The organism is Achromobacter deleyi (assembly GCF_016127315.1).
GTDB lineage: Bacteria > Pseudomonadota > Gammaproteobacteria > Burkholderiales > Burkholderiaceae_B > Achromobacter > Achromobacter insuavis_A.
On record NZ_CP065997.1, the window covers coordinates 3,396,085 to 3,420,434 of the forward strand.

At 69.1% G+C, this 24,350-nt stretch carries 24 protein-coding genes; 16 read left to right on the top strand and 8 right to left on the bottom strand.

Annotation, left to right across the window (positions count from 1 at the left end):
- Window positions 1-84 precede the first annotated feature (84 nt).
- A complete protein-coding gene (locus tag I6I07_RS15390) occupies window positions 85-1,161 on the bottom strand; it encodes a tartrate dehydrogenase (protein WP_198487297.1) in 1,077 nt (358 codons plus the stop codon).
- Between the two features lie 137 nt (window positions 1,162-1,298).
- Here I6I07_RS15390 and I6I07_RS15395 point away from each other — a divergent pair, with 137 nt between their 5' ends.
- Window positions 1,299-2,207, top strand: coding sequence for a LysR substrate-binding domain-containing protein (locus tag I6I07_RS15395; protein WP_035359291.1), 909 nt, complete (start codon window positions 1,299-1,301; stop codon window positions 2,205-2,207).
- Window positions 2,208-2,392: 185 nt separating this feature from the next.
- Window positions 2,393-3,379: a cytochrome-c peroxidase gene (locus I6I07_RS15400; protein ID WP_085943784.1), complete on the top strand. Its 987-nt coding sequence runs from the start codon at window positions 2,393-2,395 to the stop codon at window positions 3,377-3,379.
- A gap of 81 nt (window positions 3,380-3,460) precedes the next feature.
- On the opposite strand, the gene queF is transcribed toward I6I07_RS15400, so the two are convergent.
- Window positions 3,461-4,285: an NADPH-dependent 7-cyano-7-deazaguanine reductase QueF gene (queF, locus tag I6I07_RS15405; protein WP_198487298.1), complete on the bottom strand. Its 825-nt coding sequence runs from the start codon at window positions 4,283-4,285 to the stop codon at window positions 3,461-3,463.
- 322 nt (window positions 4,286-4,607) lie between these two features.
- Between queF and aceA the strand changes: the two genes are divergently transcribed.
- Window positions 4,608-5,927 carry an isocitrate lyase gene (gene aceA, locus I6I07_RS15410; protein WP_006390545.1) on the top strand — a complete coding sequence of 440 codons (1,320 nt, stop codon included), beginning with the start codon at window positions 4,608-4,610 and terminating at the stop codon, window positions 5,925-5,927.
- Between the two features lie 107 nt (window positions 5,928-6,034).
- Here the strand turns inward: aceA and I6I07_RS15415 are convergent, their stop codons facing one another.
- Window positions 6,035-6,814 (bottom strand): AraC family transcriptional regulator, encoded by a 780-nt coding sequence (locus I6I07_RS15415; protein WP_198487299.1) that lies wholly within the window; start codon window positions 6,812-6,814, stop codon window positions 6,035-6,037.
- Window positions 6,815-6,941: 127 nt separating this feature from the next.
- Here I6I07_RS15415 and I6I07_RS15420 point away from each other — a divergent pair, with 127 nt between their 5' ends.
- The gene (locus I6I07_RS15420; protein ID WP_198487300.1) at window positions 6,942-7,706 is read left to right on the top strand and encodes an alpha/beta fold hydrolase; all 765 of its coding nucleotides are present in this window, start codon (window positions 6,942-6,944) and stop codon (window positions 7,704-7,706) included.
- 15 nt (window positions 7,707-7,721) lie between these two features.
- Here I6I07_RS15420 and bioD read toward each other — a convergent pair whose 3' ends face one another.
- From bioD to bioF, 3 genes are read right to left on the bottom strand one after another with little or no spacing between them, the layout of a single operon-like run.
- On the bottom strand, window positions 7,722-9,149 hold the full coding sequence (gene bioD / locus I6I07_RS15425) for a dethiobiotin synthase (protein WP_198487301.1): 1,428 nt from the start codon (window positions 9,147-9,149) through the stop codon (window positions 7,722-7,724).
- Window positions 9,146-9,814, bottom strand: a complete 669-nt coding sequence (locus tag I6I07_RS15430; protein WP_198487302.1) for an alpha/beta fold hydrolase — start codon at window positions 9,812-9,814, stop codon at window positions 9,146-9,148. The genes bioD and I6I07_RS15430 overlap by 4 nt, the downstream gene beginning before the upstream one ends.
- Window positions 9,814-10,998 carry an 8-amino-7-oxononanoate synthase gene (gene bioF, locus I6I07_RS15435; protein WP_198487303.1) on the bottom strand — a complete coding sequence of 395 codons (1,185 nt, stop codon included), beginning with the start codon at window positions 10,996-10,998 and terminating at the stop codon, window positions 9,814-9,816. Before bioF ends, I6I07_RS15430 begins: the two co-directional genes overlap by 1 nt.
- Window positions 10,999-11,111: 113 nt before the next feature.
- Here bioF and I6I07_RS15440 point away from each other — a divergent pair, with 113 nt between their 5' ends.
- The 10 genes from I6I07_RS15440 (at window position 11,112) to I6I07_RS15485 (ending at window position 19,306) form a co-directional block, all read left to right on the top strand.
- A complete protein-coding gene (locus tag I6I07_RS15440) occupies window positions 11,112-12,380 on the top strand; it encodes an adenosylmethionine--8-amino-7-oxononanoate transaminase (RefSeq protein WP_198487304.1) in 1,269 nt (422 codons plus the stop codon).
- A 166-nt stretch (window positions 12,381-12,546) separates the two neighbouring features.
- On the top strand, window positions 12,547-13,521 hold the full coding sequence (locus I6I07_RS15445; protein ID WP_198487305.1) for a hypothetical protein: 975 nt from the start codon (window positions 12,547-12,549) through the stop codon (window positions 13,519-13,521).
- Window positions 13,518-13,679, top strand: a complete 162-nt coding sequence (gene ccoS, locus I6I07_RS15450) for a cbb3-type cytochrome oxidase assembly protein CcoS (protein ID WP_006390533.1) — start codon at window positions 13,518-13,520, stop codon at window positions 13,677-13,679. The genes I6I07_RS15445 and ccoS overlap by 4 nt, the downstream gene beginning before the upstream one ends.
- A gap of 207 nt (window positions 13,680-13,886) precedes the next feature.
- Window positions 13,887-15,374 carry a cytochrome-c oxidase, cbb3-type subunit I gene (ccoN, locus tag I6I07_RS15455; protein ID WP_061073761.1) on the top strand — a complete coding sequence of 496 codons (1,488 nt, stop codon included), beginning with the start codon at window positions 13,887-13,889 and terminating at the stop codon, window positions 15,372-15,374.
- A gap of 10 nt (window positions 15,375-15,384) precedes the next feature.
- Window positions 15,385-16,113, top strand: a complete 729-nt coding sequence (gene ccoO / locus I6I07_RS15460) for a cytochrome-c oxidase, cbb3-type subunit II (RefSeq protein WP_198487306.1) — start codon at window positions 15,385-15,387, stop codon at window positions 16,111-16,113.
- 2 nt (window positions 16,114-16,115) lie between these two features.
- Window positions 16,116-16,289: a cbb3-type cytochrome oxidase subunit 3 gene (locus I6I07_RS15465; RefSeq protein ID WP_006390529.1), complete on the top strand. Its 174-nt coding sequence runs from the start codon at window positions 16,116-16,118 to the stop codon at window positions 16,287-16,289.
- Window positions 16,286-17,236, top strand: a complete 951-nt coding sequence (ccoP, locus tag I6I07_RS15470) for a cytochrome-c oxidase, cbb3-type subunit III (RefSeq protein WP_198487307.1) — start codon at window positions 16,286-16,288, stop codon at window positions 17,234-17,236. The genes I6I07_RS15465 and ccoP overlap by 4 nt, the downstream gene beginning before the upstream one ends.
- 74 nt (window positions 17,237-17,310) lie before the next feature.
- Window positions 17,311-18,801, top strand: a complete 1,491-nt coding sequence (gene ccoG / locus I6I07_RS15475; protein WP_198487308.1) for a cytochrome c oxidase accessory protein CcoG — start codon at window positions 17,311-17,313, stop codon at window positions 18,799-18,801.
- A 21-nt stretch (window positions 18,802-18,822) separates the two neighbouring features.
- A complete protein-coding gene (locus I6I07_RS15480) occupies window positions 18,823-19,050 on the top strand; it encodes a FixH family protein (protein ID WP_061074518.1) in 228 nt (75 codons plus the stop codon).
- Between the two features lie 19 nt (window positions 19,051-19,069).
- Window positions 19,070-19,306, top strand: coding sequence for a hypothetical protein (locus I6I07_RS15485; RefSeq protein ID WP_198487309.1), 237 nt, complete (start codon window positions 19,070-19,072; stop codon window positions 19,304-19,306).
- Window positions 19,307-19,413: 107 nt separating this feature from the next.
- Here I6I07_RS15485 and I6I07_RS15490 read toward each other — a convergent pair whose 3' ends face one another.
- A complete protein-coding gene (locus I6I07_RS15490) occupies window positions 19,414-20,697 on the bottom strand; it encodes a phospholipase A (RefSeq protein ID WP_198487310.1) in 1,284 nt (427 codons plus the stop codon).
- Window positions 20,698-20,942: 245 nt separating this feature from the next.
- Window positions 20,943-22,445, bottom strand: coding sequence for an aldehyde dehydrogenase family protein (locus tag I6I07_RS15495; RefSeq protein WP_198487311.1), 1,503 nt, complete (start codon window positions 22,443-22,445; stop codon window positions 20,943-20,945).
- Between the two features lie 128 nt (window positions 22,446-22,573).
- Between I6I07_RS15495 and I6I07_RS15500 the strand changes: the two genes are divergently transcribed.
- Window positions 22,574-23,329, top strand: a complete 756-nt coding sequence (locus tag I6I07_RS15500) for an amino acid ABC transporter ATP-binding protein (protein ID WP_061073765.1) — start codon at window positions 22,574-22,576, stop codon at window positions 23,327-23,329.
- A 197-nt stretch (window positions 23,330-23,526) separates the two neighbouring features.
- Window positions 23,527-24,318 carry an ABC transporter substrate-binding protein gene (locus I6I07_RS15505; protein WP_198487312.1) on the top strand — a complete coding sequence of 264 codons (792 nt, stop codon included), beginning with the start codon at window positions 23,527-23,529 and terminating at the stop codon, window positions 24,316-24,318.
- Window positions 24,319-24,350: the final 32 nt, after the last annotated feature.

Consider the following 24,350-nt stretch of genomic DNA (forward strand, 5'->3'; position numbering starts at 1 on the left):
CAGAACGCCGCCCTCGGGCGGCGTTTTTTCATGGTCGCGGCGGATCCGCCGTCGCCCGGAAAGGGGGCGCCTGCCGCGCCCGGATCAGCCGTGCGCCTCGATATGGGCGGCGATGGCGCGGCCGATGTCCTCGGTGCGGGCTTGGCCGCCCAGGTCGGGCGTGCGCGGGCCGTCCTTCAGGCAGTGTTCGATGGCCGCCAGGATGGCGTCGTGCGCGTCCTGGCTGCCCAGGAACTGCAGCATCAGCGCGCCCGACCAGATCATGGCGATGGGGTTGGCGATGCCCTTGCCGAAGATGTCCGGGGCCGAGCCGTGCACCGGCTCGAACAGCGAGGGGAAGGCGCGTTCGGGGTTCAGATTGGCCGACGGCGCGATGCCGATGGTGCCGGTGCAGGCCGGGCCCAGGTCCGACAGGATGTCGCCGAACAGGTTGGAGGCCACCACCACATCGAAGCGCTGCGGCTGCAGCACGAAGCGCGCGGCCAGGATGTCGATGTGCTGCTTGTCGGTCTTGACGTCCGGATACTGCTGGCCGACGGCGTCGGCGCGTTCGTCCCACCAGGGCATGCTGATGGCGATGCCGTTGCTCTTGGTGGCGACCGTCAGCTGCTTGCGCGGGCGGCGGTTGGCCAGGTCGAAGGCATAGCGCATGACGCGGTCGGTGCCGTGGCGGGTGAAGACCGACTCCTGGATCACGATCTCGCGCTCGGTGCCGGAGAACAGGCGGCCGCCCAGGTTGGTGTATTCGCCTTCGGTGTTCTCGCGCACGATGAAGAAGTCGATGTCGCCGGGGCGCTGGCCGGCCAGCGGGCACGGCACGCCCTCGAACAATCGGACCGGGCGCAGGTTGATGTACTGGTCGAACTCGCGGCGGAATTTCAGCAGCGAACCCCACAGCGAGACGTGGTCCGGCACCGTGGCGGGCCAGCCGACCGCGCCGAAGTAGATGGCGTCGTAGCCCTGCAGCTGTTCCTTCCAGTCGGGCGGCATCATTTCGCCGTGCTGCGCGTAGTACTCGCAGTTGGCCCAGCGGAAGGTGTCGATCTGCAGCGTCAGGCCGAAGCGGCGGGCGGCGGCCTGGACGGCGCGCAGGCCTTCGGGCAGGACTTCATTGCCGATGCCGTCGCCGGCGATGGCTGCGATTTTGTGGACGTGGGACATGGAGGGACCTGAAAAAGGAAGGGGGAAGGGCGTCCCGCGCCGCGCCATCGGGCGCGTCGCAGGGGATGGCAGCCATGGTAGGCGTGCCTACAGTCCATCTACAATGGCCTATCGCGTGAAATGAATATGCACGAATCATGAATAATGACCTCTTGCCCGCCGATCTGCGCGTCTTCAACGCGGTGGTGCGCGCCTCCAGTTTTTCCCGCGCCGCCGAAGACCTGGGCATGTCGGCCGCCTACGTCACCAAGCGCATCCGGCTGCTCGAGGCCAGCCTGGGCACGCCGCTGTTCCATCGCACCACCCGGCGCGTGGTGGTGAGCGAGGCGGGCGAGCGCGTCTACCACTGGGCCCAGCGCATTCTCGACGATGTCGAGCACCTGGTCGAGGAGGTCGGCGTCACGCGCCGCGAACCGCGCGGGCTGCTGCGCATCTGCAGCAGCTTCGGCTTCGGCCGGCGGGTGGTGGCGCCGGCGCTCTCGGCATTCGTGTCGCGCCATCCCGCGGTGCAGGTGCGCTTCGAGGTGTTCGACCGCCTGATCGACGTGGCGGCCGAGGGCTACGACCTGGACGTGCGGGTCGGCGACGACATCGCGCCGCACCTGATCGCGCGCAAGCTCGCCGCCAACCATCGGCTGCTGTGCGCCGCGCCGTCGTACCTGGCCGAGCGCGGCGTGCCGCGCAAGCTGGACGACCTGGCGGCGCACGACTGCCTGGTGATCAAGGAACGCGACCATCCCTTCGGCGTCTGGCGCATGCGGCGCGGCGAGCGCGAGCACACGGTCAAGGTGCGCGGACCGCTGTCGGCCAACAACGGCGAGATGGTGGTGCAGTGGGCGGTGGACGGGCGCGGCATCATCCTGCGCTCGGCCTGGGACGTGGGCCCGTTGATCGCCGCCGGCAAGCTGGTGCCGGTGTTGCCGCAGTACCGCCAGGAAGCCAACATCTGGGCGGTGTACCCGTCGCGCCTGAACGCCTCGGCCAAGGTGCGGGTCTGCGTGGATTTCCTGGAGGCGCATCTGCGCCAGCTGGACGCCGGCGCCTGACCCGGGCAGGCGTGGCGACAGGCCGGCATGCCCGGCTTGCGTCAGGTCAAGCCGCCATGGCGGGGCGCGATGGGGCGCGGGCGCGCTTGACGCATCGCAAGCCGCCCGTCGGCCGGCTCCGATGTAATGACCTTGGGAACGACAAGGTTATTCAACAGGAGAAAGCCATGGGAAAGAAGCACGCGATGCTCGCGGCGGGTGTCGTCATCGGATTGTGGGCGGGCCAGGTGTCGGGGGCGCCCCGGCAGGAGCCGATCCAGCCGATCGAGGCGGCGGTGGTCAAGGACCCGGCCAAGGTGGAGCTGGGCAAGAAGCTGTTCTTCGATCCGCGCCTGTCGCGCTCGGGCGCGATCTCCTGTAATTCCTGCCACAACCTGGGCATGGGCGGCTCCGACAACCTGAAGGCGTCCATCGGCCACAAGTGGCAGCAGGGAGGGATCAACTCGCCGACGGTGCTCAATTCCAGCCTGAACATCGCCCAGTTCTGGGACGGCCGCGCCAAGGACCTGCGCGAGCAGGCCGGCGGCCCCATCGCCAACCCGATGGAAATGGCCTCGACCCACGAACTGGCGGTGCAGGTGCTCAACTCCATCCCCGGCTACCGCGCCGAATTCAAGCAGGTGTTCGGCAAGGACGGCATCACCATCGACGAGGTGACCGGGGCGCTGGCCGCCTTCGAGGAAACGCTGGTGACGCCGAACTCGCGCTTCGACCAGTGGCTCAAGGGCGACGACAAGGCGCTGACGGTGAAGGAGCTGGCCGGCTACACCCTGTTCAAGAACAGCGGTTGCGTCGCCTGCCACAACGGCGTGGCGGTGGGCGGCAACTCGTTCCAGAAGATGGGGCTGGTGGCGCCGTACCAGACCGACAACAAGGCCGAGGGCCGCGCCGCCGTCACCGGCAAGGACGCCGACCGCTTCAACTTCAAGGTGCCGACGCTGCGCAACGTGGCGCTGACCTATCCGTACTTCCATGACGGCGAGGCCGCCACGCTGACGCAGGCGGTGGACGTGATGGGCCGGCTGCAGCTGGGCCGCACCTTCACGCCGGACGAGAACGCGCAGATCGTGGCGTTCCTGAAGACCCTGACGGGCGACCAGCCGGCGATCCAGTATCCGCTGCTGCCGCCGTCGGCGGACGACACGCCGAGACCGGCGCCGTTCGTGAAGTAAACCGATGCGGCGCCACCGTTGGCAGGTGGCGCCGCCTTGGGGTTCACGAGGTGGCGCGCCCTTGGAGGCGCGCGCCGCCCGTTATTGGCGCACCGTGCGCACGTCGGCCGGCGGCGCCGTCTCGACGTTGCTGCGCCACGGGTTGATGTCCAGTCCGCCGCGCCGCGTGTAGCGGGCGTAGACCGTCAATTGCTCGGGCGAGCAGGCCTGCATGATGTCGGTGAAGATGCGTTCCACGCAATGCTCGTGGAATTCGGCGTGCTGGCGGAACGAGATCACGTAGCGCAGCAGCGCTTCGCGGTCGATGGGTTGGCCGCGGTAGCGGATCTGCACGCTGGCCCAGTCGGGCTGGCCGGTCACCGGGCAGTTGGACTTGAGCAGGCGCGAGCAGAGGGTTTCCTCGACCACGTCGCCGGCGCGCGTGCGCAGCAGCTCGGGCGCCGGCTCGTAGGTGTCGATCTCGATGTCGAGCTTGTCTATATAGATACCGTCCAGCTCGCCCATCCGCAGTTCGCCGAAACGCTGCGGCAGGATGAAGTCCAGCCCCACGGGCGCGCCGGCGGCGGCGCTCAGGTCGCGTTCCAGGCGGCCGCGCAACGCGGCCGAATTGACCAGCCGGGTCTGGTTGAACGAGTTCAGGTACAGCTTGAACGACTTGGATTCGATGATGTTGGGGCTGTCGGCCGGCACCGAGAACGTCGCCATCGCCACCCGCGGCTTGCCCTTGGCGTCGAGCCAGGACAGTTCGTAGGCGTTCCACAGGTCGACCCCGGTGAACGGCAGCGGGCCGCGCGCCAGGTTGAGCGCCTCGCGGTTGTGGGCGCGGGCGATGGGAAACAGCAGCGAGGGGTCGTATTGCGAGACGTAGGTCACGCTCTGGCCCAGCGGGCCGTGAGACAGCGTCATGGAAAGGTCGTCGGAAAACGTGGAGATGACCGCATTGTAGGCGCTCGCGAACGGTCCATTTTTCGCATCATGAAACGCCGATCCCGGCATGTGAAAGTTCGTGCTGCGCAGCAGCGCGCGGCCATTTCACGGATGACAATTCCGTTCCGTAATGCGGAATGAATCAAATAACTTATTGATTTTTATGAATAATATTTTTCATCTTATATAAGAGGCACGGCCACATTGCTCCGCAGCACAGGCATAGACTTTGTCCAACGATTCACGCAATGCAACCCCGAAGTTTTCTTGCCTTTTCAGCCATAGACCAAGGAGCATGACCATGAGCAACCGCGAAACCGAAATCCGCAATCTGCAGAAAGACTGGGCCGAGAACAGCCGCTGGCAGGGCATCAAGCGCGACTACAGCGCCGAGGATGTCATCCGCCTGCGCGGCTCGATCGCCGTCGAGCATTCCCTGGCCCGCCGCGGCGCGACCCGCCTGTGGGAACAACTGCACAGCGAGCCTTTCGTGAATTCGCTGGGCGCCCTGACCGGCAACCAGGCCATGCAGCAGGTCAAGGCCGGCCTCAAGGCCATCTACCTGTCGGGCTGGCAAGTGGCCGGCGACGCCAACCTGGCTGGCGAGATGTACCCCGACCAGTCGCTGTACCCCGCCAACTCGGTGCCGCAGGTCGTGCGCCGCATCAACAACTCGCTGACCCGCTGCGACCAGATCCAGTGGATGGAAGGCAAGAACCCGGGCGACGAGGGCTACATCGACTTCTTCGCGCCCATCGTGGCCGACGCCGAAGCCGGTTTCGGCGGCGTGCTGAACGCCTTCGAACTGATGAAGGCCATGATCGAGGCCGGCGCCTCGGGCGTGCACTTCGAGGACCAGCTGGCGTCCGTGAAGAAATGCGGCCACATGGGCGGCAAGGTGCTGGTGCCGACCCGCGAAGCCGTGGCCAAGCTGGTCTCGGCGCGCCTGGCGGCCGACGTGATGGGCACGCCCACCTTGCTGCTGGCCCGCACCGACGCCGATGCCGCCGACCTGGTGACCAGCGACGTCGACGACAACGACCGCCCGTTCATCACCGGCGAGCGCACCGTGGAAGGCTTCTTCCGCACCCGCGCCGGCATCGACCAGGCGATCTCGCGTGGCCTGGCCTACGCGCCGTACGCCGACCTGATCTGGTGCGAAACGTCCACGCCCAACCTGGAATACGCCCGCAAGTTCGCCGATGCGATCCATCGCCAGTTCCCGGGCAAGCTGCTGGCGTACAACTGCTCGCCGTCGTTCAACTGGAAGAAGAACCTGGACGACGCCACCATCGCCAAGTTCCAGCGTGAGCTGGGCGCCATGGGCTACAAGTTCCAGTTCATCACGCTGGCCGGCTTCCACGCGCTGAACTACGGCATGTTCGAGCTGGCCCACGGCTACGCCCGCCGCCAGATGAGCGCCTTCGTCGAATTGCAGCAGAAGGAGTTCGCCGCCGCCGATCTGGGCTTCACCGCGGTCAAGCACCAGCGCGAAGTGGGCACCGGCTACTTCGACGCCGTCACCCAGACCATCGAGGGCGGCAAGTCCTCGACCACCGCGCTGACCGGCTCGACCGAGGAAGCGCAGTTCGAGCACGGCAAGGAGCAGAAGGCCGCCTGAGCCGGACGGGATTGATTTTGCAGTTGCAGTTGTAGTGCTGTTGTAGGGTGGATTCAGGGTGCCTGCGGGCACCCTCTTTTTTTGGAATGGCGGCGGATAAAGGTGCGCTAGCGCCGCGCCGCCAGGTACGCGCCGGGCGCCTGGCCCAGCACGCGCCGGAACGCGCTGGTGAAGGCGCTGGGGCTGGCGTAGCCCAGGTCCAGCGCGACGCGGGTCACGGGCTGGCCCTGGCTCAGGCGTTCGATCGCGGCCAACAGGCAGGCCTGCTGGCGCCAGGCGCCGAAGCTGATGCCGGTTTCCGCGCGGAACTGGCGGGTGAAGGTGCGCCGGCTCATGCTGGCGGTGGCCGCCATCGTGTCCAGGTCCGCCGTGATCGACGGCGCCGCGAACAGTGCGCGGCAGGCGCGCGCCAGGCGCGGATCGGCGGGCAGCGGCGCGTGCAGCGACAGCGCCGGCATGGCGGCGATTTCGGCCGCCAGCAGCGCCATCAGCTTGCCGGCGCGGCTATCCAGGTCGTACAGCGCGGGCAGGTCGATGGCCTCATCGAGCAGATGGCGCAGCAATGGCGATACCGCATGGACCTGGCATTGCGCCGGAAGGCGCAAGGCTCGCGCGGCGGCGTCGTTGAGGAAGGTGTTGAGCATGGTCACCGGGCCGCCCATGGTCATCTGGTGATCCACGCCCGCCGGCACCCAGCAGGCGCGCTGTGGTGGCACCAGCCAGCGGCCCGTCGGCGTGGTCACGCTGATGGTGCCGCGCGCGGCGAAGGCGAACTGGCCGCGGCGGTGGGCGTGCCGCGGAAACGTCAGGCCGGCGGGGTAGTCGCAGGCCGTCACGACCACGTCGCGCGGCAGGTCCTCGTAGGGATCGACCAGGGTATTGCGCATGGCCCGAATTCTATAGGAAATAACCCGATATCGAAGGCGGGCCGGCTGCGCCGCGCCTAGGATACCGGCATTGCCAATCGCGTCCGCCGCCAGGGCGCGGCGTATCGCCTGACCTTCCGGAGCCGACATGGCCAATACCATCCATCGCGTGGGCCACGGCCCGCATCCCGTCATCGTGCTGCACGGCTGGTTCGGCGACGCGCGCGCCTTTGAACCGATCGAGCCGTGGCTGTCGGGCGCGGATTTCAGCTATGTCTTCATGGACTATCGCGGCTACGGCGACAGGCGCGACGAGGCCGGCGACCATTCCATCGACGAGATCGCCGCCGATACGCTGGCGCTGGCGGATACGCTGGAGCTCCACCGCTTCAGCCTGGTGGGCCATTCGATGGGCGGCATGGCGATCGAGCGGGTTGCCACGCTGGCGCCCGAGCGGGTACGCGCGCTGGTGCCCGTGGCGCCGGTGCCGTGCGGCGGCATCGCCATGGCGCCGGCCACGCGCGCCCTGTTTGACGGCGCGGCGGCGGACCTGGCCGCGCGCCGTGCCATCATCGACCGCAGCACAGGCGGCCGCCTGCCGGCGGCGTGGGTCGCGTGGAAGGCCGCTTATTCCGCCGCGCATTCATCCGCAACGGCCTTTGCCGCCTACTTGCCCGCCTGGGCCGGAACCGATTTCAGCGACGACATCGATGGCCGTCATCCGCTGCTGGCCCTGGTGGGCGAGCACGATCCGGTGTTCACGCCGGCGTTGATGGCGGCGACCTACGCGCGGCGTTATCCGCGCGCGATGATCGAAGTGCTGCGCAATGCCGGGCACTATCCGATGAATGAAACGTCGCTGGCGCTGGTAGCGGCCATCGAGCGTTTCCTGCGGACATCGGCCACGGCGTGAGCGCGGCCGATGCCGTCAGGCCGCGGCGCGCATGGCCGCCAGGCACTCCGCCAGCGGCGGCACGGTGCGCGCCAGCGCTTCGACGGCGGCCGCGTCGACCCGGTCCTGCGGCGGGATCTCGGCCAGCACCCGCACGTTGCCGAAGCGTTCGATCGCCTCGCGATTGCCGGCCGACAGCGGGCCGCTCATGATCACGCCCAGCACCGGGATGGCGCGGCGGCGCAGCGCTTCCAGGCTGAGCAGGGTGTGGTTGATGGTGCCCAGGCCGCTGCGCGCGGCCAGCACCACCGGCATGCCCAGGCGCGCGATCAGGTCGATCATCATGTGGCTGTCGTCGATCGGCACGTACAGGCCGCCGGCGCCTTCGACGATCAGCGGCGCGCGGGTGGCGGGCGGCACGATGGCGGTGGCGTCGATCACCGCGTCTTCCAGCGGCGCGGCGGCCCAGGGCGACAGCGGCGCCTGCAGCACGTAGGCCGGCAGGTGCAGGCGCTCGGGCGGCAGCTGCGCCAGGCGGGCGACGGTCTCGGTGTCGCCCGGCTCTTCGGCCACGCCGGTCTGCACCGGCTTCCAGTAGTCGGCCTGCCAGGCGCGCGCCAGGATGGCCGACACCAGGGTCTTGCCGATGCCGGTATCGGTGCCGGTGACGAATACGCCTTGGGCGGGGGAGTCAGTCATGTTTTTCCATATGCCATAGGCCAGGTGGTAGGTCACCGTGGCGCCTTGTTTGTCGAACTGCGCCAGCACCCGCCGCAGCGCGGCCGCGCCCAGCGGCGCCGTGCCGGGGGCGGGCGTGGTGGCGCCGATGCCCTTGAGCGCCTTCAGGAAGTGCAGGCCGTCAGAATGATCTTGTATCAGCCGTTCGCTGTGCACGCCACCGGCCAGATCGGCCATGGCCGGACGGATGGCGCCGCTTGGGGGATACGCCGGCGTGGCCGCGGCCAGGCCGACGGCGTCGTGGGCGGCGCGCCATTCCGCGAAGGTGCCCTCGGCCAGCGTCGCCACCGCCAGGTGGCCGCCGGGCGCCAGCAGGCCGGCCAGGCGGCCGAGGCCGCCGTTCAGGTCGGCGAACCACTGCACCGCCAGGCTGGAGCAGATCAGGTCGTAGCCTCCCGGCAGTCCTTGCGGATGCTCGCCGTCCAGGACCTGATAGCGGGCGGCGCCGGGCAGCGCCGGGCCTTGCCGGGCCCGCGCCAGCATGGCGGGGGAGATGTCGGTCACGGTCCAGTCCGCCGGGCCCAGCCGGGCAGCCAGCGCCTGCGTCAGCAGGCCGGTGCCGCAGCCGATCTCCAGGATGCGCGGACGCGGCGGCAGCGGCAGCCGTTCGATGGCGTCGGCCAGCCGCGCGGCGGTGATGCGCTGGGCGGGGGCGTGGTCGTCGTAGCGGGTGGCGGCGGCGCCGAAGCGCGCGCCGACCCGGGCATTGCGCGGATCGGCGCTCATGCGGCGGGCGCCACGCGGGCCAGGAAGGCGCGGATGCGCTGCGCGCACCAGTCGGTGTCGGTCAGCGGCAGCAGGTGGCCGCCGGCTTCGCGCCAGTGCAGTTCGGCGGCGGCGCCGAAGCCCGCCGTCGTCATCGGCGCGGGGGCGATCGGATCGGCCGCGCCCGCCAGGGCCAGCAGCGGCATGGGCAGCGTCGCCAGCGTGGCGCGCTGGTCGGCGTCGCGCAGGATCCGCAGGTCGCGCGCCAGCGGTTCGAGCTGGGGCGCGCCGAAGGCGCCGGCGTCGCCGCAGCGCTGGCGGAAATCGCGCAGCACCGTTTCGGGTTGCGCCGCCAGCCGGTTCAGCATGCGGTCGAGCATGCGCGCCGGCACGCCGTCGGGGAAGTCGTCGGCCGCGCCGAAGCGGGCGAAGCCGTTGATCGCCACCAGGCCCAGGCAGGCGGGCGGCGGTTCGCCCAGCAGGCGCAGCGCGCCCAGCGAGTGGCCGATGGCCAGCACCGGCCCGGCCGGCGCCGGCGTGCGGGCCGGGCCGAAATAGCCGGCGTCGGCCACGGCCTGCGGCCAGTCGGCCAGCGCGGCGGCCAGCGGCGCCCAGAACGCGGCGTCGAAGGCCCAGCCGTGCACGAACAGCAGGGTGGGGCGAACGGACGGAGCGGCGCCCGGCATCAGGCGAGCGCGGCCGTCAGGCCGTCTATCAGTTGGTCGATATCGCCGTCGCGGTGCGCCGCGCTCAGGGCGATGCGCAGCCGGCTGGTGCCGGCCGGCACGGTGGGCGGGCGGATCGCCACGGCCAGCAGGCCGCGCTGTTCCAGCGCCGCCGCCAGCGCCAGGGCGCGGGCCTCGTCGCCGACGATGGCGGGCACGATCTGGGTCGACGAGTCGCCGGTGTCCACGCCCAGGCCGTGCAGCGCGGTGCGCAGGCGTTCACCCGAGGCCGCCAGCCGGGCGCGTTCGGCGTCCAGCGTCGGCACCAGGTCCAGGGCGGCATCCATGGCGCCCAGCACGGCGGGCGGCAGGGCGGTGGTGTAGATGAAACCGGAACAGGCGTTGACCAGGTAGTCGCAGAGCGCGCGCGAGCCGGCCACGTAGGCGCCGAAGCCGCCCAGCGCCTTGCTGAAGGTGCCCATGGCCAGGTCGACGCCGCCGGGCGCCAGTCCGGCCAGCCCCATGCCGCCCGGCCCCAGCACGCCGGTGGCGTGGGCTTCGTCCAGGTAGACGAAGGCCTGGTAGCGCTCGGCCAGCGCCGCCAGCCGGGCGACGTCGGCGCGGTCGCCGTCCATGCTGAAGACGCTTTCAGTCAGGATGAAGCGCACCGCGGGCGCGGCCGACGGGTCGGCGCGCGCCGCCAGCAGTGCCTCGAGGTGGTCCAGGTCGTTGTGGCGGAAGCGGATCTGCCGCACGCCCGCCGCCTGGCAGCCGTGGTGCAGGCTGGCGTGGTTGAGCTTGTCGGCATAGACCTGCACCTCGCCCTGGCCGGCGGCCGCGCGCAGCAGCGCGGGCAGCACGGCGGCGTTGGCCTGCCAGCCGGAGGCCAGCAGCAGCGCGGCCTCGGTGCCCTTCAGGCGCGCCAGCTTGGCCTCGACCTGCTCGTGCAGGTCGAGATTGCCGCACACCAGCCGCGAGGCCTGCGCGCCGGCGCCGTGGCGGGCGGCCCATTCGCGCGAGCGCTCGATCAGCAGCGGGTGCTTGGACAGGCCCAGGTAGTCGTTGCTGGAAAAGTTCAGCAACGCGGCGCCATCGAGCGCGAGGCGGCCGGCGGGGGCGGCCCCGGCGGCGCGCAGCCGGCGGCGGACGCGGCGCGATTCGGCTTGCGCCAGTTCGGAAGAAAAGAGGGGATCCAGCTTGGACATGACGATTTCCTGCGGCGGCCGGCGGCGGGGTGCCCCGCCCCAGGGCCGCGGCCGCGAAGCGCGCCGTCAGGCCCCCGGCCGTAGAATGCGAGCCATTGTAGTGGAGGTGAAACATGCATACCCCCGACTGGATGGCCCGGGGCCAGCCGCATATCTGGCAGCCTTACGCCCAGATGAAGACCGCGACGCCGCCGCTGCCCGTGGTGCGCAGCCACGGCAGCCGCCTGGAACTGGCCGACGGCCGCCAATTGATCGACGGCGTGGCGTCCTGGTGGACCGCCTGCCACGGTTACAACCACCCCCACATCGCCCAGGCGGTGCGGGCCCAGCTGGACGCCCTGCCGCACGTGATGTTCGGCGGCCTGACCCACGAGCCGGCGCTGACCCTGGCGCGGCGCCTGGCCGGCCTGCTGGGGCCCGGGCTGGACCGGGTGTTCTATACGGATTCCGGCTCGGTGGCGGTGGAAGTCGCCATGAAGATGGCGGTGCAGTTCTGGCTGAACCAGGGCGAACGCGGCCGCAGCCGCTTCCTGGCCTTCCGCGGCGGCTACCACGGCGACACCTTCGGCACCATGGCGGTGTGCGACCCCGACGAGGGCATGCACAGCCTGTTCCGCGGCATGCTGGCCGAGCACGACATCGTCGACCTGCCGCGCGACGAGTCCGCCATGGCCCGGCTCGACGCCTTCCTGGAGACCCGCGGACCGCAGCTGGCCGGCATCCTGGTCGAACCGCTGGTGCAGGGCGCCGGCGGCATGCTGCTGCATGACCCCGAGGTGCTGCGGCGCCTGCGCCAGCTGGCCGACCGCCATGGCCTGCTGCTGATCTTCGACGAGATCTTCACCGGCTTCGGCCGCACCGGCACGATGTTCGCGTTCGAGCAGGCCGGCATCCGCCCCGACATCATCACGCTGTCCAAGGCCCTGACCGGCGGCACGCTGCCGCTGGCCGCCACGGTGGCCAGCAGCCGGGTGTTCGACGCCTTCTGGTCGGACGACCCGTCGCACGCGCTGATGCATGGCCCCACGTTCATGGGCAACGCGCTGGCCTGCGCCGCCGCCAACGCCTCGCTCGACCTGTTCGAGAGCGAACCGCGCCTGGCCCAGGCGCGGGCGCTGTCGTCGGCCCTGGAAGCGGGGCTGGCGCCGTGCCGCGAGCTGGCCTGGGTGCGCGACGTGCGGGTGCTGGGCGCGATCGGCGTGGTCGAACTGGACCGCATCGACGACCGCGAGGCCCTCAAGCGGCGCCTGGTCGAGGCCGGCGTCTGGGTGCGGCCGTTCGGCAACGTGGTGTATTTGACGCCGGCGCTGACCATCGCCCCGGACGAGCTGGACACCCTGATGCGGGCGGTCGTGACGGTGCTGCGCGCGCAGCGGCCCTGAATTGGCGGCGAACCCGGCCGGCTGACGGCCCCGCCGCCGGGAGCCCCGCCGCCGGGAGCCCCGCCGCCGGGATTCCTGCCGTCACCGGGCGGGGTCGCGGCAAGGCGCCGGGGCCCGCTTGATCCAGGTCAAGGCGGGCGCCGGCGGCGCTGGGTAGCATCGGCGCATGCGAGCAAAATCCATCTTCGCCGTCCCTTCGTCCCTGTCCGACGCCGAGCGCCAGCAGCGCCGCCACGCGCTGGTGCGCCTGTCGCTGGCGTGGCTGGCGATGATGCAGGTGATGATGTTCGCCTGGCCCGGCTACCTGCGCCACGAAGGCATCCCCAGGGACGCCCTGGACACGCTCGACTGGGCCATCGTGCTGATGAACTGGGCCAGCCTGGCCCTGACGGTGCCGGTGGTGCTGTATTCGGCCTGGCCGATCTGGCGCCACGCCGGCGCCAACCTGCGCCAGGGCCGCGCCGGCATGGACGTGCCGGTGGCGCTGGGCATCGTCGCCGCCTTCATCCCCAGTGTCTACGCCACCTGCACTGGCCACGGCGAGGTCTATTTCGATTCGGTCACCATGTTCGTCGCCTTCCTGCTGACCGCGCGCTACCTGGAACTGTGCGCGCGCCAGTCGTTCGGCGGTACCTCCGGCGGCCAGCGCCATGCCCGGGTCGAGGCCCAGCGCCAGCGGCTGGGCGCGGGCGCCGACCGGCTGGCCTCGCGCTTCGTCATGGCGCAGGTGGCGCTGGCGCTGGGCGCGGCGGCGGTCTGGGCCTATATCGACCCGGCCCACAGCATCCCGGTGATGGTGGCCCTGCTGGTCATGAGCTGTCCCTGTGCCATGTCGATGGCGGTGCCCACCGCCATGGCGTCGGCGCATTCGGCGCTGGCGGCGCATCCGGCCATGCCCGACGCGGCGCTGGACGCGCTGCTGGCCCAGGCGCAACGCAAGGCGCGCCAGAACCTGCACGGCTCGCTGGTCTGGCACCTGCTGATGACGCCACTGGCGCTGGTCGGCTGGGTCACGCCGTGGCTGGCGGCCATCACCATGCTGGTGTCGTCGCTGGCGGTGGCCTACAACTCCTGGCGGCTGTCGCGCCAGGATTGGTCGGGCAGCCGGGCGCCCGGCGGCGCGCTGGAAGCCGCGCCATGACCATCCTTTACCTGCTCCTGCCGCTGTCCCTGCTGTTCGTGCTGGCCATCGGCGTGTCGCTGTGGTGGGCGGTGTTCAACGGCCAGTACGACGACACCGACAACGCCGGCACCGCCATCCTGCGCGACGACGACAGCGGCCCGGCATCGCGCGGTTAGATCCCCTTCTGGCATCCAGCATTGCACAGGCGACGGCCATCGGGCAGCCGTCCGATCCGCCGTGCCCGCCGCCCGGCCATGGACGTTGCGCCGGCGCTGCGGGTTCCCCTGCACGGCCAATAGGGTTTGATTCACATCAACCCCGGTTTACCTGCGACCCCCCATCATTGAAACCTGAAGCTAATTGTTTCTTTTGGGGGAAGGGTGATGAACGATTGCGCCGCAATCGCAAGCAAGGCCGATACCTTCAACTATCGGATCGTGAGGCAGTTCGCGCTCATGACGGTGGTCTGGGGCATTGTCGGCATGGCTGTGGGCGTTTTTCTCGCCGCGCAGCTGATTTGGCCTCAGTTGAATTTCGACACCGCCTGGCTCAGCTACGGCCGCCTGCGCCCGCTGCACACCAACGCCGTGATCTTCGCCTTCGGCGGCAGCGCGCTGTTCGCGACCTCGTACTACGTGGTCCAGCGCACCTGTCAGGCCCGCCTTTTCTGTGACCGGCTGGCCGCGTTCACCTTCTGGGGCTGGCAGGCGGTCATCGTGGCCGCCGCCATCACCTTGCCGCTGGGCTACACCAGCAGCAAGGAATACGCCGAGCTGGAATGGCCGATCGACATCCTGATCACCCTGGTCTGGGTGGCCTACGCCATCGTGTTCTTCGGCACCATCATCAAGCGTCGTTCCAAGCACATCTACGTGGCCAACTGGTTCTTCGGCTCGTACATCCTCACCATCGCCATCCTGCACATCTTCAACAACATCGAGATGCCGGTGACGCTGTGGAAGTCGTACTCGGCCTACGCCGGGGTGCAGGACGCCATGGTGCAGTGGTGGTACGGCCACAACGCGGTCGGCTTCTTCCTGACCACCAGCTTCCTGGGCATGATGTATTACTTCGTGCCCAAGCAGGCCGGCCGTCCGATCTACTCGTACCGCCTGTCCATCGTCCACTTCTGGGCGCTGGCCTTCACCTACATGTGGGCCGGTCCGCACCACCTGCTGTACACCTCGCTGCCCGACTGGACCCAGTCGCTGGGCATGACGTTCTCGCTGATCCTGCTGGCGCCGTCGTGGGGCGGCATGATCAACGGCATCATGACGCTGCAGGGCGCCTGGTACAAGCTGCGCACCGATCCGATCCTGAAGTTCATGGTGACCGCGCTGTCGTTCTACGGCATGGCCACGTTCGAAGGCTCGATGATGTCGATCCGCACCGTGAACGCGCTGTCGCACTACACCGACTGGACCATCGGCCACGTGCACTCCGGCGCGCTGGGCTGGGTCGCGATGATCTCGTTCGGCTCGCTCTACTACCTGATCCCGCGCCTGTATGGCCGCGAGAAGATGTACAGCGTCAAGGCCATCGAGCTGCACTTCTGGATCGCCACCATCGGCGTGGTGCTGTACATCGCCGCGATGTGGATCGCCGGGGTGCAGCAGGGCCTGATGTGGCGCGACACCGCCGCCGACGGCACGCTGGTCTACAGCTTCGTCGAGGAACTCAAGACGCGGGTGCCGTACTACCTGATCCGTCTGCTGGGCGGGGCGCTGTTCCTGTCGGGCGTGCTGGTCATGGCCTGGAACGTGTGGAAGACGGTGCGCGGCGCGCAGGCGGTCAACCCCGCCATCCCGCAGGACGATCCCCACGCCACCCGCGCGCCGGCTGTCGCCGCGCCCGCGCCGGCCACCGTTTGACGAGGACATCATGGCCAACAAGCAACAAGGCTTTTTTTCCCACCAGACGCTCGAGAAGAACATCGGCTGGATGATCATCGCCAGCATCCTGGTGGTGTCCTTCGCCGGGCTGGTGCAGATCGTGCCGCTGTTCTTCCAGCACAGCACCACGCAGCCGGTGGCGGGAGTCGAACCCTACAGCCCGCTGCGCCTGATGGGCCGCGACGTCTACATCCGCGAAGGCTGTGTCGGCTGCCACTCGCAGCAGGTGCGCCTGCTGGCCGCCGAAGTGCAGCGCTACGGCTCGTACTCGCTGGCCTCGGAGTCGGTATTCGACCACCCCTTCCTGTGGGGTTCCAAGCGCACCGGTCCCGACCTGGCGCGCGTGGGTGAACGCTATTCCGACGACTGGCACCGCATCCACCTGCGCAACCCGCGCAAGGTGGTGCCCGAGTCCAACATGCCCGCCTATCCGTGGCTGGAAAAGACCGTGATCACCGGCCAGAACGTCGAGCAGCGGATGCGCGCGCTGCGCGCCCTGGGCGTGCCGTACAGCGACGAGGAAATCGCCGCGGCGCCCAAGGCCATCGAGGGCAAGACCGAAGAGGACGCGCTGGTGGCCTACCTGCAAGGGCTGGGCGTCGGCGTGCGCAAGGCGCAGCAGGCGAAAAAGGCGGAAGAGGCCAAGAAGGCCGAAGAAGCCAGCAAGGCCGCGCAGCCGCCGGCCGCCGCCGCGCAACCCGCGGCCACCGGAGGCTGACCATGGCCCTGCTGAGCGCAATCGTCACCGCCATCTCGATGGCAACCTTTTTCGGCATCGTCTGGTGGGCCTGCTCGCGCGGCCGCCAGCATGCCAACAGCGAATCGGCCATGTTGCCGTTCGCGCTGCCCGATGAGTTCGGGCCGGCACAACAAGATGGAGCGGATCGGTCATGAGCGATTTCGTCAATGGCTTCTGGGGGTATTTCATCTCGATCGTCGCGGTCGGCGGCGTGGTCTGGTGTGTGTGGCTGCTGTACACGCAGCGCCGCTGGCTCAGCACCAAGCCGGCCAACGGCCAGGTCGAGGACACCGGCCACGTCTGGGACGGCGACCTCACGGAACTGAACAACCCGGTGCCCGGCTGGTGGACCTGGATGTACCTGCTGGCCTGCGCCTTCGCGCTCGGCTACCTGTTCTTCATGCCCGGCCTGGGGTCGTACAAGGGCCAGCTGGGCTACAGCAGCGCCGACGAAGTGGCGCAGCAACAGGCCAGGATGGCCGCGGCCGTGCGCCCGATCTACGCGCGCTTCGAGACCATGACCGTGCCGCAGATCGCGGCGGACGCGGGCGCCCGTGAAATCGGCCAGCGCCTGTTCCTGAACACCTGCGCGCAGTGCCATGGCTCCGACGCCAAGGGCGGCCCGAGCTTTCCCAACCTGACCGACGGCGACTGGCTGCACGGCGGCTCGCCCGAAGCCATCATGCAGACCATCACCAATGGCCGCATCGGCATGATGCCGCCCTGGAAATCGGCCATCGATCCCAAGACCGCCGGCGACATCGCGCAGTACGTGCGTTCACTGTCGGGCCTGACGGCCGATCCGGTGCGGGTGTTCCGCGGCCAGCGCGAGTTCGCCAACTTCTGCGTGGCCTGTCACGGTGTCGACGGCAAGGGCAACCAGGCGCTGGGCGCGCCCAACCTGACGGACGACGTCTGGCTCTACGGCAGTTCGGAAGCCACCATCGTCAAGACGATCCTGGACGGCCGCGACAACCGCATGCCGGCGCATGGCGACATCCTCAGCCCGGAACAGATCAAGATCCTGACCGCCTGGGTCTGGGGCCTGTCCAACAAGCCGGATGCGCAACAACCGGCCACGGCCGCCGCCTCGGCCAAGTAGGCATCGCCACATAGGTGGGGGCGCGCCGCGACGGCAGCCCCCATATCACATGGACTTACCGCACGGAGCAGCACATGGATGATGGGTCAAGCGCAAGCGTCAGCAGTTCGCCTGGCGGCGACCCGCCACCCTGGCGGCCGCACGCGCGGCCGCCGCGTCCCGGCCATGAAACGCTGGAGCAGACCCTGGCCGACGTGCGCGGCAAGATCTATCCGCGCTCGGTCAGCGGCATCTTCGCGCGCTGGCGCATCGCCTTCGTCTTCCTCACCCAGCTGATCTTCTACGGACTGCCGTGGCTGCAATGGAACGGCCGCCAGGCGGTGCTGTTCGACCTGGGCGCGCGCAAGTTCTACCTGTTCGGCCTGGTGCTGTGGCCGCAGGACGTGGTCTACCTGGCGGTGCTGCTGGTGATCTCGGCGCTGGCGCTGTTCCTGTTCACCGCGGTGGCCGGGCGGCTGTTCTGCGGCTACGCCTGTCCGCAGACCGTCTACACCGAGATCTTCATGTGGATCGAGCGCAAGGTCGAAGGCGACCGCGTCGCCCGCATCCGGCTCGATGAGTCGCCCTGGACCTGGCGCAAGGCGCGCCTGAAGGTCACCAAGCACGTCCTGTGGATCGCGCTGGCCTGGTGGACCGGCTCCACCTTCATCGGCTACTTCGCGCCGATCCGCGAGTTGGGCCACGAACTGTTCACGCTGCAGCTGGGCCCGTGGCAATGGTTCTGGATGGTGTTCTACGGCTTCGCCACCTGGGGCAACGCCGGTTTCATGCGCGAGTCGGTGTGCAAGTACATGTGCCCGTACGCCCGCTTCCAGAGCGTGATGGTCGACCCCGACACTTTCGTCGTGACCTACGACAAGCGCCGCGGCGATCCGCGCGGCGGCCGTTCGCGCAAGGTCGACCACAAGGCCGCGGGGCTGGGCGACTGCGTCGATTGCAGCCTGTGCGTGCAGGTGTGCCCGACCGGCATCGACATCCGCGAGGGCCTGCAATACATGTGCATCGGCTGCGGCGCCTGTATCGACGCCTGCGAACAGGTGATGGACAAGATGCAGTACCCGTCGGGGCTGATCCGCTACACCTCCGAGCGGGCGATGCTGGACGGACTGTCGACCCAGAGCGCGCGCTCGCACCTGCTGCGACCGCGGGTGCTGATCTATGGCTCGCTGATCCTGGCGCTGGCGGTGGCGTTCGTGACCTCGCTGGCGATGCGCAATCCGCTGCGGGTCGACGTGATCCGCGACCGCGGCGTGCTGGGGCGGGAAGTGGCCGGCGGCATGATCGAGAACGTGTACCGGCTGCAGATCATCAACACCTCGGATTCGCCGCTGCGGCTGCGGTTGTCGGCCGACGGCGTGCCGGGGCTGGCGGTGCGCGCCGGACAGGGCGAGTCGGACGTGGTGGAGGTCGAAGCGGCGGCCAACAAGCTGGTGCCGATGGTGATCCGCGCGCCGGCCGGCGTCGAGCCGGGCGCCCACCCGATCACGTTGCGGGCCCGCGCCCATGACCAAGAGAACCGGCCGGTCGAGACCGACGAAGCCGCAAGTTTCTATGTGCCCGATTGATTCGGGAAAAGGATGCCGACGATGACTACTGCCCATGCTGCCGCGCCGATGATGGTGAAACCCTGGTACCGCGAGTTCTGGCCCTGGTTCCTGATGGCCGGGCCGTTCCTGGCGGTGATCGGCTGTTCGATCACCATCTACCTGGCTTATACCCAGTTCGGCGACCAGCCGATCCAGGAAGGCGTGGTCAAGCGCGGCCTGGTGATCGAGCAGGCGGACACGCCGCCGGCCGCGAGCGGCGTTCGTTGATGAGTTCCGGAGGCACGCCATGGGGTTGAGGTCGTTGATGTGGATACTGTGGCCGTCGTTCCTGGCGGCGGCCGTGGGCAGCGCGATTGTCTTTGCCCTGATCGATCCGCTGGATGTGGCGGTGTTCGGGTATGTGCCGACGGGGCGGGTGGGGTTCTATACGGTGTCGTTCTTCCTGCTTTGGGGGATGGCGGGGGCGTCGAGTGCGTTGACGGCCTGCTTGATGCCCAAGGTCGAGGAAGACCCGGATCTCTAGGCTTCGCGGCGCTGCCGAGCGCATTCACGGCATCGCGCAACAAAAAACCGGCTTCGCGGCCGGTTTTTTGTTGCGGGATCCATGCGCCCGTAGCGCCGGTGGCCTTCTCAGGGCACCAGCGACAAGCCGATGCGGAACTGCGATTCGTTGCGCTGGTTGTAGCCCAGCAGCGTTTCGCCGTAGCCGTTGAAGTACTGCAGGTGCAGGTAGCCGTTCATGTTCAGCCAGGTGCGCTGCAGCGGCCAGGCGAAATCGAGCTGGGTGGTGCGGCGGCGCTGGTCGCCCTGGCGGTACATGGCCGAGACCACCGCGCCGTTGTCCTGCGCCCAGCGCAGGTTCCAGTCGACGCGGCCGGCGTAGTCGGCGTAGTCGGAGTTCTCGCTGGCCACGCCGAAATAGGCCTTGACCTTGGGCGCGAAGGTCAGGGTGCTGCCGCCGTCGAAGCGGTAGTTGAACTGCGGCTGGATATAAGCGTCGTTGACCGAGCGCGAGTCGTCGCCGGCCTTGCCGTTGGAGTTGTGTTCGACGCCGGTGTTCAGCCCCAGGCGCCAGCTCTGGTTTTCCGACTGCCACATGTTGTCCGACAGCCAGAACAGGCTGGGGTTGAAGGTGGTGTCGATGAAGGGCATGGAATCGCCTTGCAGGTCCCACAGCGAGGTCTGGGTATAGCCCAGGTAGAAATTCTCGCCCCAGGTGGCAGGGCGGTTGCCGGACGGGCTGAACAGGCGGTACTTGGCGCTGATCTGGAAGCGCGCGGTGGTCTGGCCGCGGGTGCCGATGTCGAAGTACACCGGCTTGTATTCCGAGATCGCGCTGCGGAAATGATCGAAGGCCGATTGCTGGTAGCTCGAGACGGCCACGGTGTCTGGCGCCGGGCCGCCTTCGGGCGACGCGCCGGCCGCGGCCACCGCGGCCGGCGGCACGGGCTGGCCGGTGCGCGGGTCGACCACCGGGCCGGGCGCGGGCGTGCTGGCCAGCGTGCCGCTGTCGCGGCCGGTGGCGTCCAGCGCCATCATGGCCGGCTGGCCCTCGATCGACACCGCCTGCAGGCCGCGCGCGCTGGCGGGCACTTCCGCGCTCCAGGCCATCCGCGCGAAATTGTTGACCGGCACGCTGTAGTTGGCCTTGCCGCCTTGCAGCTTGGCCAGGCTGCGCACGATCTGGCCGTCCTGGCCGCGCCATTGCAGCACCAGTTCGGGCGGGGCCTCCCAGGTGGCGCGGGCATTGCCTTCGTTGAAGTACACCGCTTCGATGGTGACGGTGTCGCCGGGCGCGGCCGATGGCCGGTCGAGCCGATACGACACGCCGGCGGCGGCGGTGCCGGCCAGGCCCAGCGCCAGGGCGGCGGTCAGGGTGCGCAGGGGAAGGGCGATGCGTCGGGACGAAGTCATGGGAGGCGGGTGGTATCTGTGACGCTGCAATGTAGCATCGGCCCGGCCTACATTTTGTAAGTCGGGCTTATCGGATGTAGGACTTGCAACATGGGGGCGGTAGCGTGGACGCGCCGCCGGCTGCGTCCGGCGTGAGTGGCGCGCGCGCCAGCGCCAGGCCGCGGGCCGATATCGGCGCCCCGCATGGCACGAGGCCCCGCGCATCATCGGCGATGCGCGGGGCCTCGTGCGGTAGGGTTTTCGGCTTATTCGCCGAACTTGATGCCCTGCGCCAGCGGCAGGTTGCGCGAGTAGTTGATGGTGTTGGTGGCGCGGCGCATGTAGTTGCGCCAGGAATCCGAGCCCGATTCGCGGCCGCCGCCGGTTTCCTTTTCACCGCCGAAGGCGCCGCCGATCTCGGCGCCCGATGTGCCGATGTTGACGTTGGCGATGCCGCAGTCCGAGCCCGAGGCCGACAGGAAGGTCTCGGCCTCGCGCAGGTCGTTGGTGAAGATGGCCGACGACAGGCCTTGCGGCACGCCGTTCTGCAGCGCCAGCGCCTGGTTGAAGTCGCTGTAGCGCATCACGTACAGGATCGGCGCGAAGGTCTCGTGGCAGACCACGTCGGTCTGGCCGGGCATCTCGGCGATGGCGGGGCGCACGTACCAGGCGTCCGGGTACTGGTCGGCCAGCACGCGTTCGCCGCCCGTGACCTTGCCGCCCTGTTCGCCGGCGGCCTTGAGCGCGGCCTGCATGGCGTCGAACGAGGCGCGGTCGATCAGCGGGCCGACCAGGTTCTTGCCGTCCAGCGGGTTGCCGATGGGGGCGCTGGCGTAGGCTTTGTGCAGGCGCTGCAGCAAGTCGTCGGCCACGCTTTCGTGCACGATCAGGCGGCGCGTGGTGGTGCAGCGCTGGCCGGCGGTGCCGATGGCGCCGAAGACGATGCCGCGCGCGGCCATGTCGAGGTCGGCGGTGGGGCCGACGATGATGGCGTTGTTGCCGCCCAGTTCCAGCAGCACGCGGCCGAAGCGCTGCGCCACGCGCGGGCCGACCTGGCGGCCCATGCGGGTCGAGCCGGTGGCCGACACCAGCGCCACCGCGTGCGAATCCACCAGCGCCTCGCCGATGTCGCGGCCGCCGATCAGCACTTCGGACAGGCCGGCCGGCGCGTCGCCGAAGCGCTGCACTGCCTGCGCGAACAGCGCCTGGCAGGCCAGCGCGGTCAGCGGCGTCTTTTCCGACGGCTTCCAGACCACGGCGTTGCCGCACACCAGCGCCAGCGCGGCGTTCCAGGACCACACCGCCACCGGGAAGTTGAAGGCGCTGATGACGCCCACCACGCCCAGCGGATGCCAGGTTTCCATCATGCGGTGGCCGGGACGCTCGGACGCGATGGTCAGGCCGTACAGCTGGCGCGACAGGCCCACGGCGAAGTCGCAGATGTCGATCATTTCCTGGACCTCGCCTTCGCCCTCGGCCACGATCTTGCCGGCTTCCAGGCTGACCAGGCGGCCCAGCTCGCGCTTGTGCTGGCGCAGCGTTTCGCCGAACAGGCGCAGCAGTTCGCCGCGGCGCGGCGCCGGCACGTCGCGCCAGGCCAGGCTGGCCTGGCGGGCGCGGGTGATGGCCGCATGGGCCTGCGCCACCGTGTGCTCGTGGACCTGGGCCAGCTCGGCGCCGTCGATCGGGCTGCGGGCGACGAGCGTGCCGCCGGTCAGGGTCGCGGGGGTGAGGCCGAGTGCGCGCAGGATGTCTTGGGGCGTGTCCATACCGGTTCCTTGGAGATGCCGGCGAAGGGGCGAGCCTTCGCTTAAGGGTTATGCCTAAGTGGCGATTCTGGAAATAAATTTACTATACGAAACTCCAGCGTGAAATGCGAAACCTTTTTTTGAAGGCGATGCGCGTGTCAGAACCCCTGCTGCTAGTCGAGTCGGTCACCAAGACCTACCAGCGCGAAGGCCAGCCCGATCATCTGGCGCTGGCGGGCATCGACTGCCGCCTGGACCGTGGCGAGGTGCTGGTGGTGGTGGGGCCGTCGGGCTCGGGCAAGAGCACCTTCCTGCGCACCTTGAACGGCCTGGAGCGCATCGACAGCGGCACCATCCGGGTCGACGGCGTGTCGCTGACCGACCCGGCCACCGACGTCAACCGCTGGCGCACCGACGTCGGCATGGTGTTCCAGCACTTCAACCTGTTCCAGCACCGCACCGCGCTCGATAACGTGGCCTTGCCGCAGCGCGTGGTGCGCGGCCGCGACCGGGCCCAGGCCGAGCGTTACGCCCGGGAACTGCTGGACCGGGTCGGCATGGCCGACTTCGGCGCGCGCTATCCCAGCCAGTTGTCCGGCGGCCAGCAGCAGCGCGTGGCGATCGCCCGCGCCCTGGCGATGGACCCCAAGCTGATGCTGTTCGACGAAGCCACCTCGGCGCTCGATCCGGAGACCGTCTGCGGCATCCTGGAGCTGATGCACGCCCTGGCGCGCGACGGCATGACCATGGCGGTGGTGACGCACGAGATGGGCTTCGCCCGCGACGTGGGCGACCGCGCGCTGTTTATGGACGCCGGCCGCATCGTCGAGTCCGGCACCCCGGCCGAGGTCTTCGGCCAGCCGAAAGAGGCGCGTACCCGCGCCTTCCTGGAAAAGATTCTGTAGCGGGCCGGCGGCGCCGGGCTCGCGTGGCCGTTCGTATCTACGCATCACGCAGTCTTCGCTTCACGCAGCACGCCGCATCCGCATCACGCAGCAATCGCAGTACGCAGCAAGCAGGGCCGGCCCGGCCTGACCGGGCGCCGCCGGCATCAGGTGTACGCCCGGAACGACACACGTCATCCATCTTGAAGGGGAAGCAAATGCTGAAAATCAAACAATGGCTGGGCGCCGCCGGCGTCGCGCTGGCCGTGGCCGCGATCGCCCAGCCGGCCCGCGCCGACGAGCTGTCGGACATCATCAAGCGTGGCGAACTGCGGGTGGCGGTGCAGACCTCCGGCCCGCTGATGAGCTTCATGGACAAGAGCGGCAAGCGTACCGGCCTGGCAGTCGAGGTGGCCAGGCGCATGGCCGACGACCTGGGCGTCAAGCTGGTGCTGCAGGACTATGAGTGGAAGGGCCTGATCCCGGCCCTGCTGTCCGGCAAGGCCGACATGGTGGCCGCCGACATGACGCCGACGCCGGCGCGCGCCGCCCAGGTGCTGTTCTCGGCGCCGATGTTCTACGCCGACACCGTCGCCGTGGTGCCCAAGGACTCGCCCTACAAGTCGTACGCGGAACTGGACAAGGACGGCGTGACCGTCGGCGCGCTGGGCGCCAGCACCTATGCCGAGGTCGGCAAGAAGATGCTGCCCAGGGCCACGCTCAAGGAGTTCTCCGGCGGCAGCGCGCCGGTCGGCCAGGCGCTGTCCACCGGCCGCCTGGACGCCGGCATCATGTCGCTCTCCACCGCCAACCAGTTCCTGGTCGACTTCGGCAACCTGCGGGTGCTGGACGGCGTCATGGTGCGCGAGCCGCTGGCCTTCGCCGTCGGCCCCAACGCCTTCCGCCTGAAGTTCTGGCTCGACAACTGGCAGACGCTCAAGACCGCCGACAACACGCTGCCCGAGCAGATCAAGTACTGGTATTCGACCGACTGGAAGAAAGACCACTGATCGCGCGCCTTTCCCACCACTGACCGACAGGA

Coding starts and splice junctions, on each gene's coding strand:
- I6I07_RS15500 (WP_061073765.1), top strand. CDS start 22,574: ATGCGCGTGTCAGAACCCCTGCTGCTAGTCGAGTCGGTCACCAAGACC.
- I6I07_RS15395 (WP_035359291.1), top strand. CDS start 1,299: ATGAATAATGACCTCTTGCCCGCCGATCTGCGCGTCTTCAACGCGGTG.
- I6I07_RS15495 (WP_198487311.1), bottom strand. CDS start 22,445: ATGGACACGCCCCAAGACATCCTGCGCGCACTCGGCCTCACCCCCGCG.
- I6I07_RS15415 (WP_198487299.1), bottom strand. CDS start 6,814: ATGCGCAATACCCTGGTCGATCCCTACGAGGACCTGCCGCGCGACGTG.
- bioD (WP_198487301.1), bottom strand. CDS start 9,149: ATGAGCGCCGATCCGCGCAATGCCCGGGTCGGCGCGCGCTTCGGCGCC.
- I6I07_RS15420 (WP_198487300.1), top strand. CDS start 6,942: ATGGCCAATACCATCCATCGCGTGGGCCACGGCCCGCATCCCGTCATC.
- I6I07_RS15480 (WP_061074518.1), top strand. CDS start 18,823: ATGACTACTGCCCATGCTGCCGCGCCGATGATGGTGAAACCCTGGTAC.
- I6I07_RS15445 (WP_198487305.1), top strand. CDS start 12,547: ATGCGAGCAAAATCCATCTTCGCCGTCCCTTCGTCCCTGTCCGACGCC.
- bioF (WP_198487303.1), bottom strand. CDS start 10,998: ATGTCCAAGCTGGATCCCCTCTTTTCTTCCGAACTGGCGCAAGCCGAA.
- ccoP (WP_198487307.1), top strand. CDS start 16,286: ATGAGCGATTTCGTCAATGGCTTCTGGGGGTATTTCATCTCGATCGTC.
- I6I07_RS15505 (WP_198487312.1), top strand. CDS start 23,527: ATGCTGAAAATCAAACAATGGCTGGGCGCCGCCGGCGTCGCGCTGGCC.
- ccoG (WP_198487308.1), top strand. CDS start 17,311: ATGGATGATGGGTCAAGCGCAAGCGTCAGCAGTTCGCCTGGCGGCGAC.
- aceA (WP_006390545.1), top strand. CDS start 4,608: ATGAGCAACCGCGAAACCGAAATCCGCAATCTGCAGAAAGACTGGGCC.
- I6I07_RS15465 (WP_006390529.1), top strand. CDS start 16,116: ATGGCCCTGCTGAGCGCAATCGTCACCGCCATCTCGATGGCAACCTTT.
- I6I07_RS15490 (WP_198487310.1), bottom strand. CDS start 20,697: ATGACTTCGTCCCGACGCATCGCCCTTCCCCTGCGCACCCTGACCGCC.
- I6I07_RS15430 (WP_198487302.1), bottom strand. CDS start 9,814: ATGCCGGGCGCCGCTCCGTCCGTTCGCCCCACCCTGCTGTTCGTGCAC.
- I6I07_RS15440 (WP_198487304.1), top strand. CDS start 11,112: ATGCATACCCCCGACTGGATGGCCCGGGGCCAGCCGCATATCTGGCAG.
- queF (WP_198487298.1), bottom strand. CDS start 4,285: ATGACGCTGTCTCACGGCCCGCTGGGCCAGAGCGTGACCTACGTCTCG.
- I6I07_RS15400 (WP_085943784.1), top strand. CDS start 2,393: ATGCTCGCGGCGGGTGTCGTCATCGGATTGTGGGCGGGCCAGGTGTCG.
- ccoO (WP_198487306.1), top strand. CDS start 15,385: ATGGCCAACAAGCAACAAGGCTTTTTTTCCCACCAGACGCTCGAGAAG.
- I6I07_RS15390 (WP_198487297.1), bottom strand. CDS start 1,161: ATGTCCCACGTCCACAAAATCGCAGCCATCGCCGGCGACGGCATCGGC.
- ccoN (WP_061073761.1), top strand. CDS start 13,887: ATGAACGATTGCGCCGCAATCGCAAGCAAGGCCGATACCTTCAACTAT.
- ccoS (WP_006390533.1), top strand. CDS start 13,518: ATGACCATCCTTTACCTGCTCCTGCCGCTGTCCCTGCTGTTCGTGCTG.
- I6I07_RS15485 (WP_198487309.1), top strand. CDS start 19,070: ATGGGGTTGAGGTCGTTGATGTGGATACTGTGGCCGTCGTTCCTGGCG.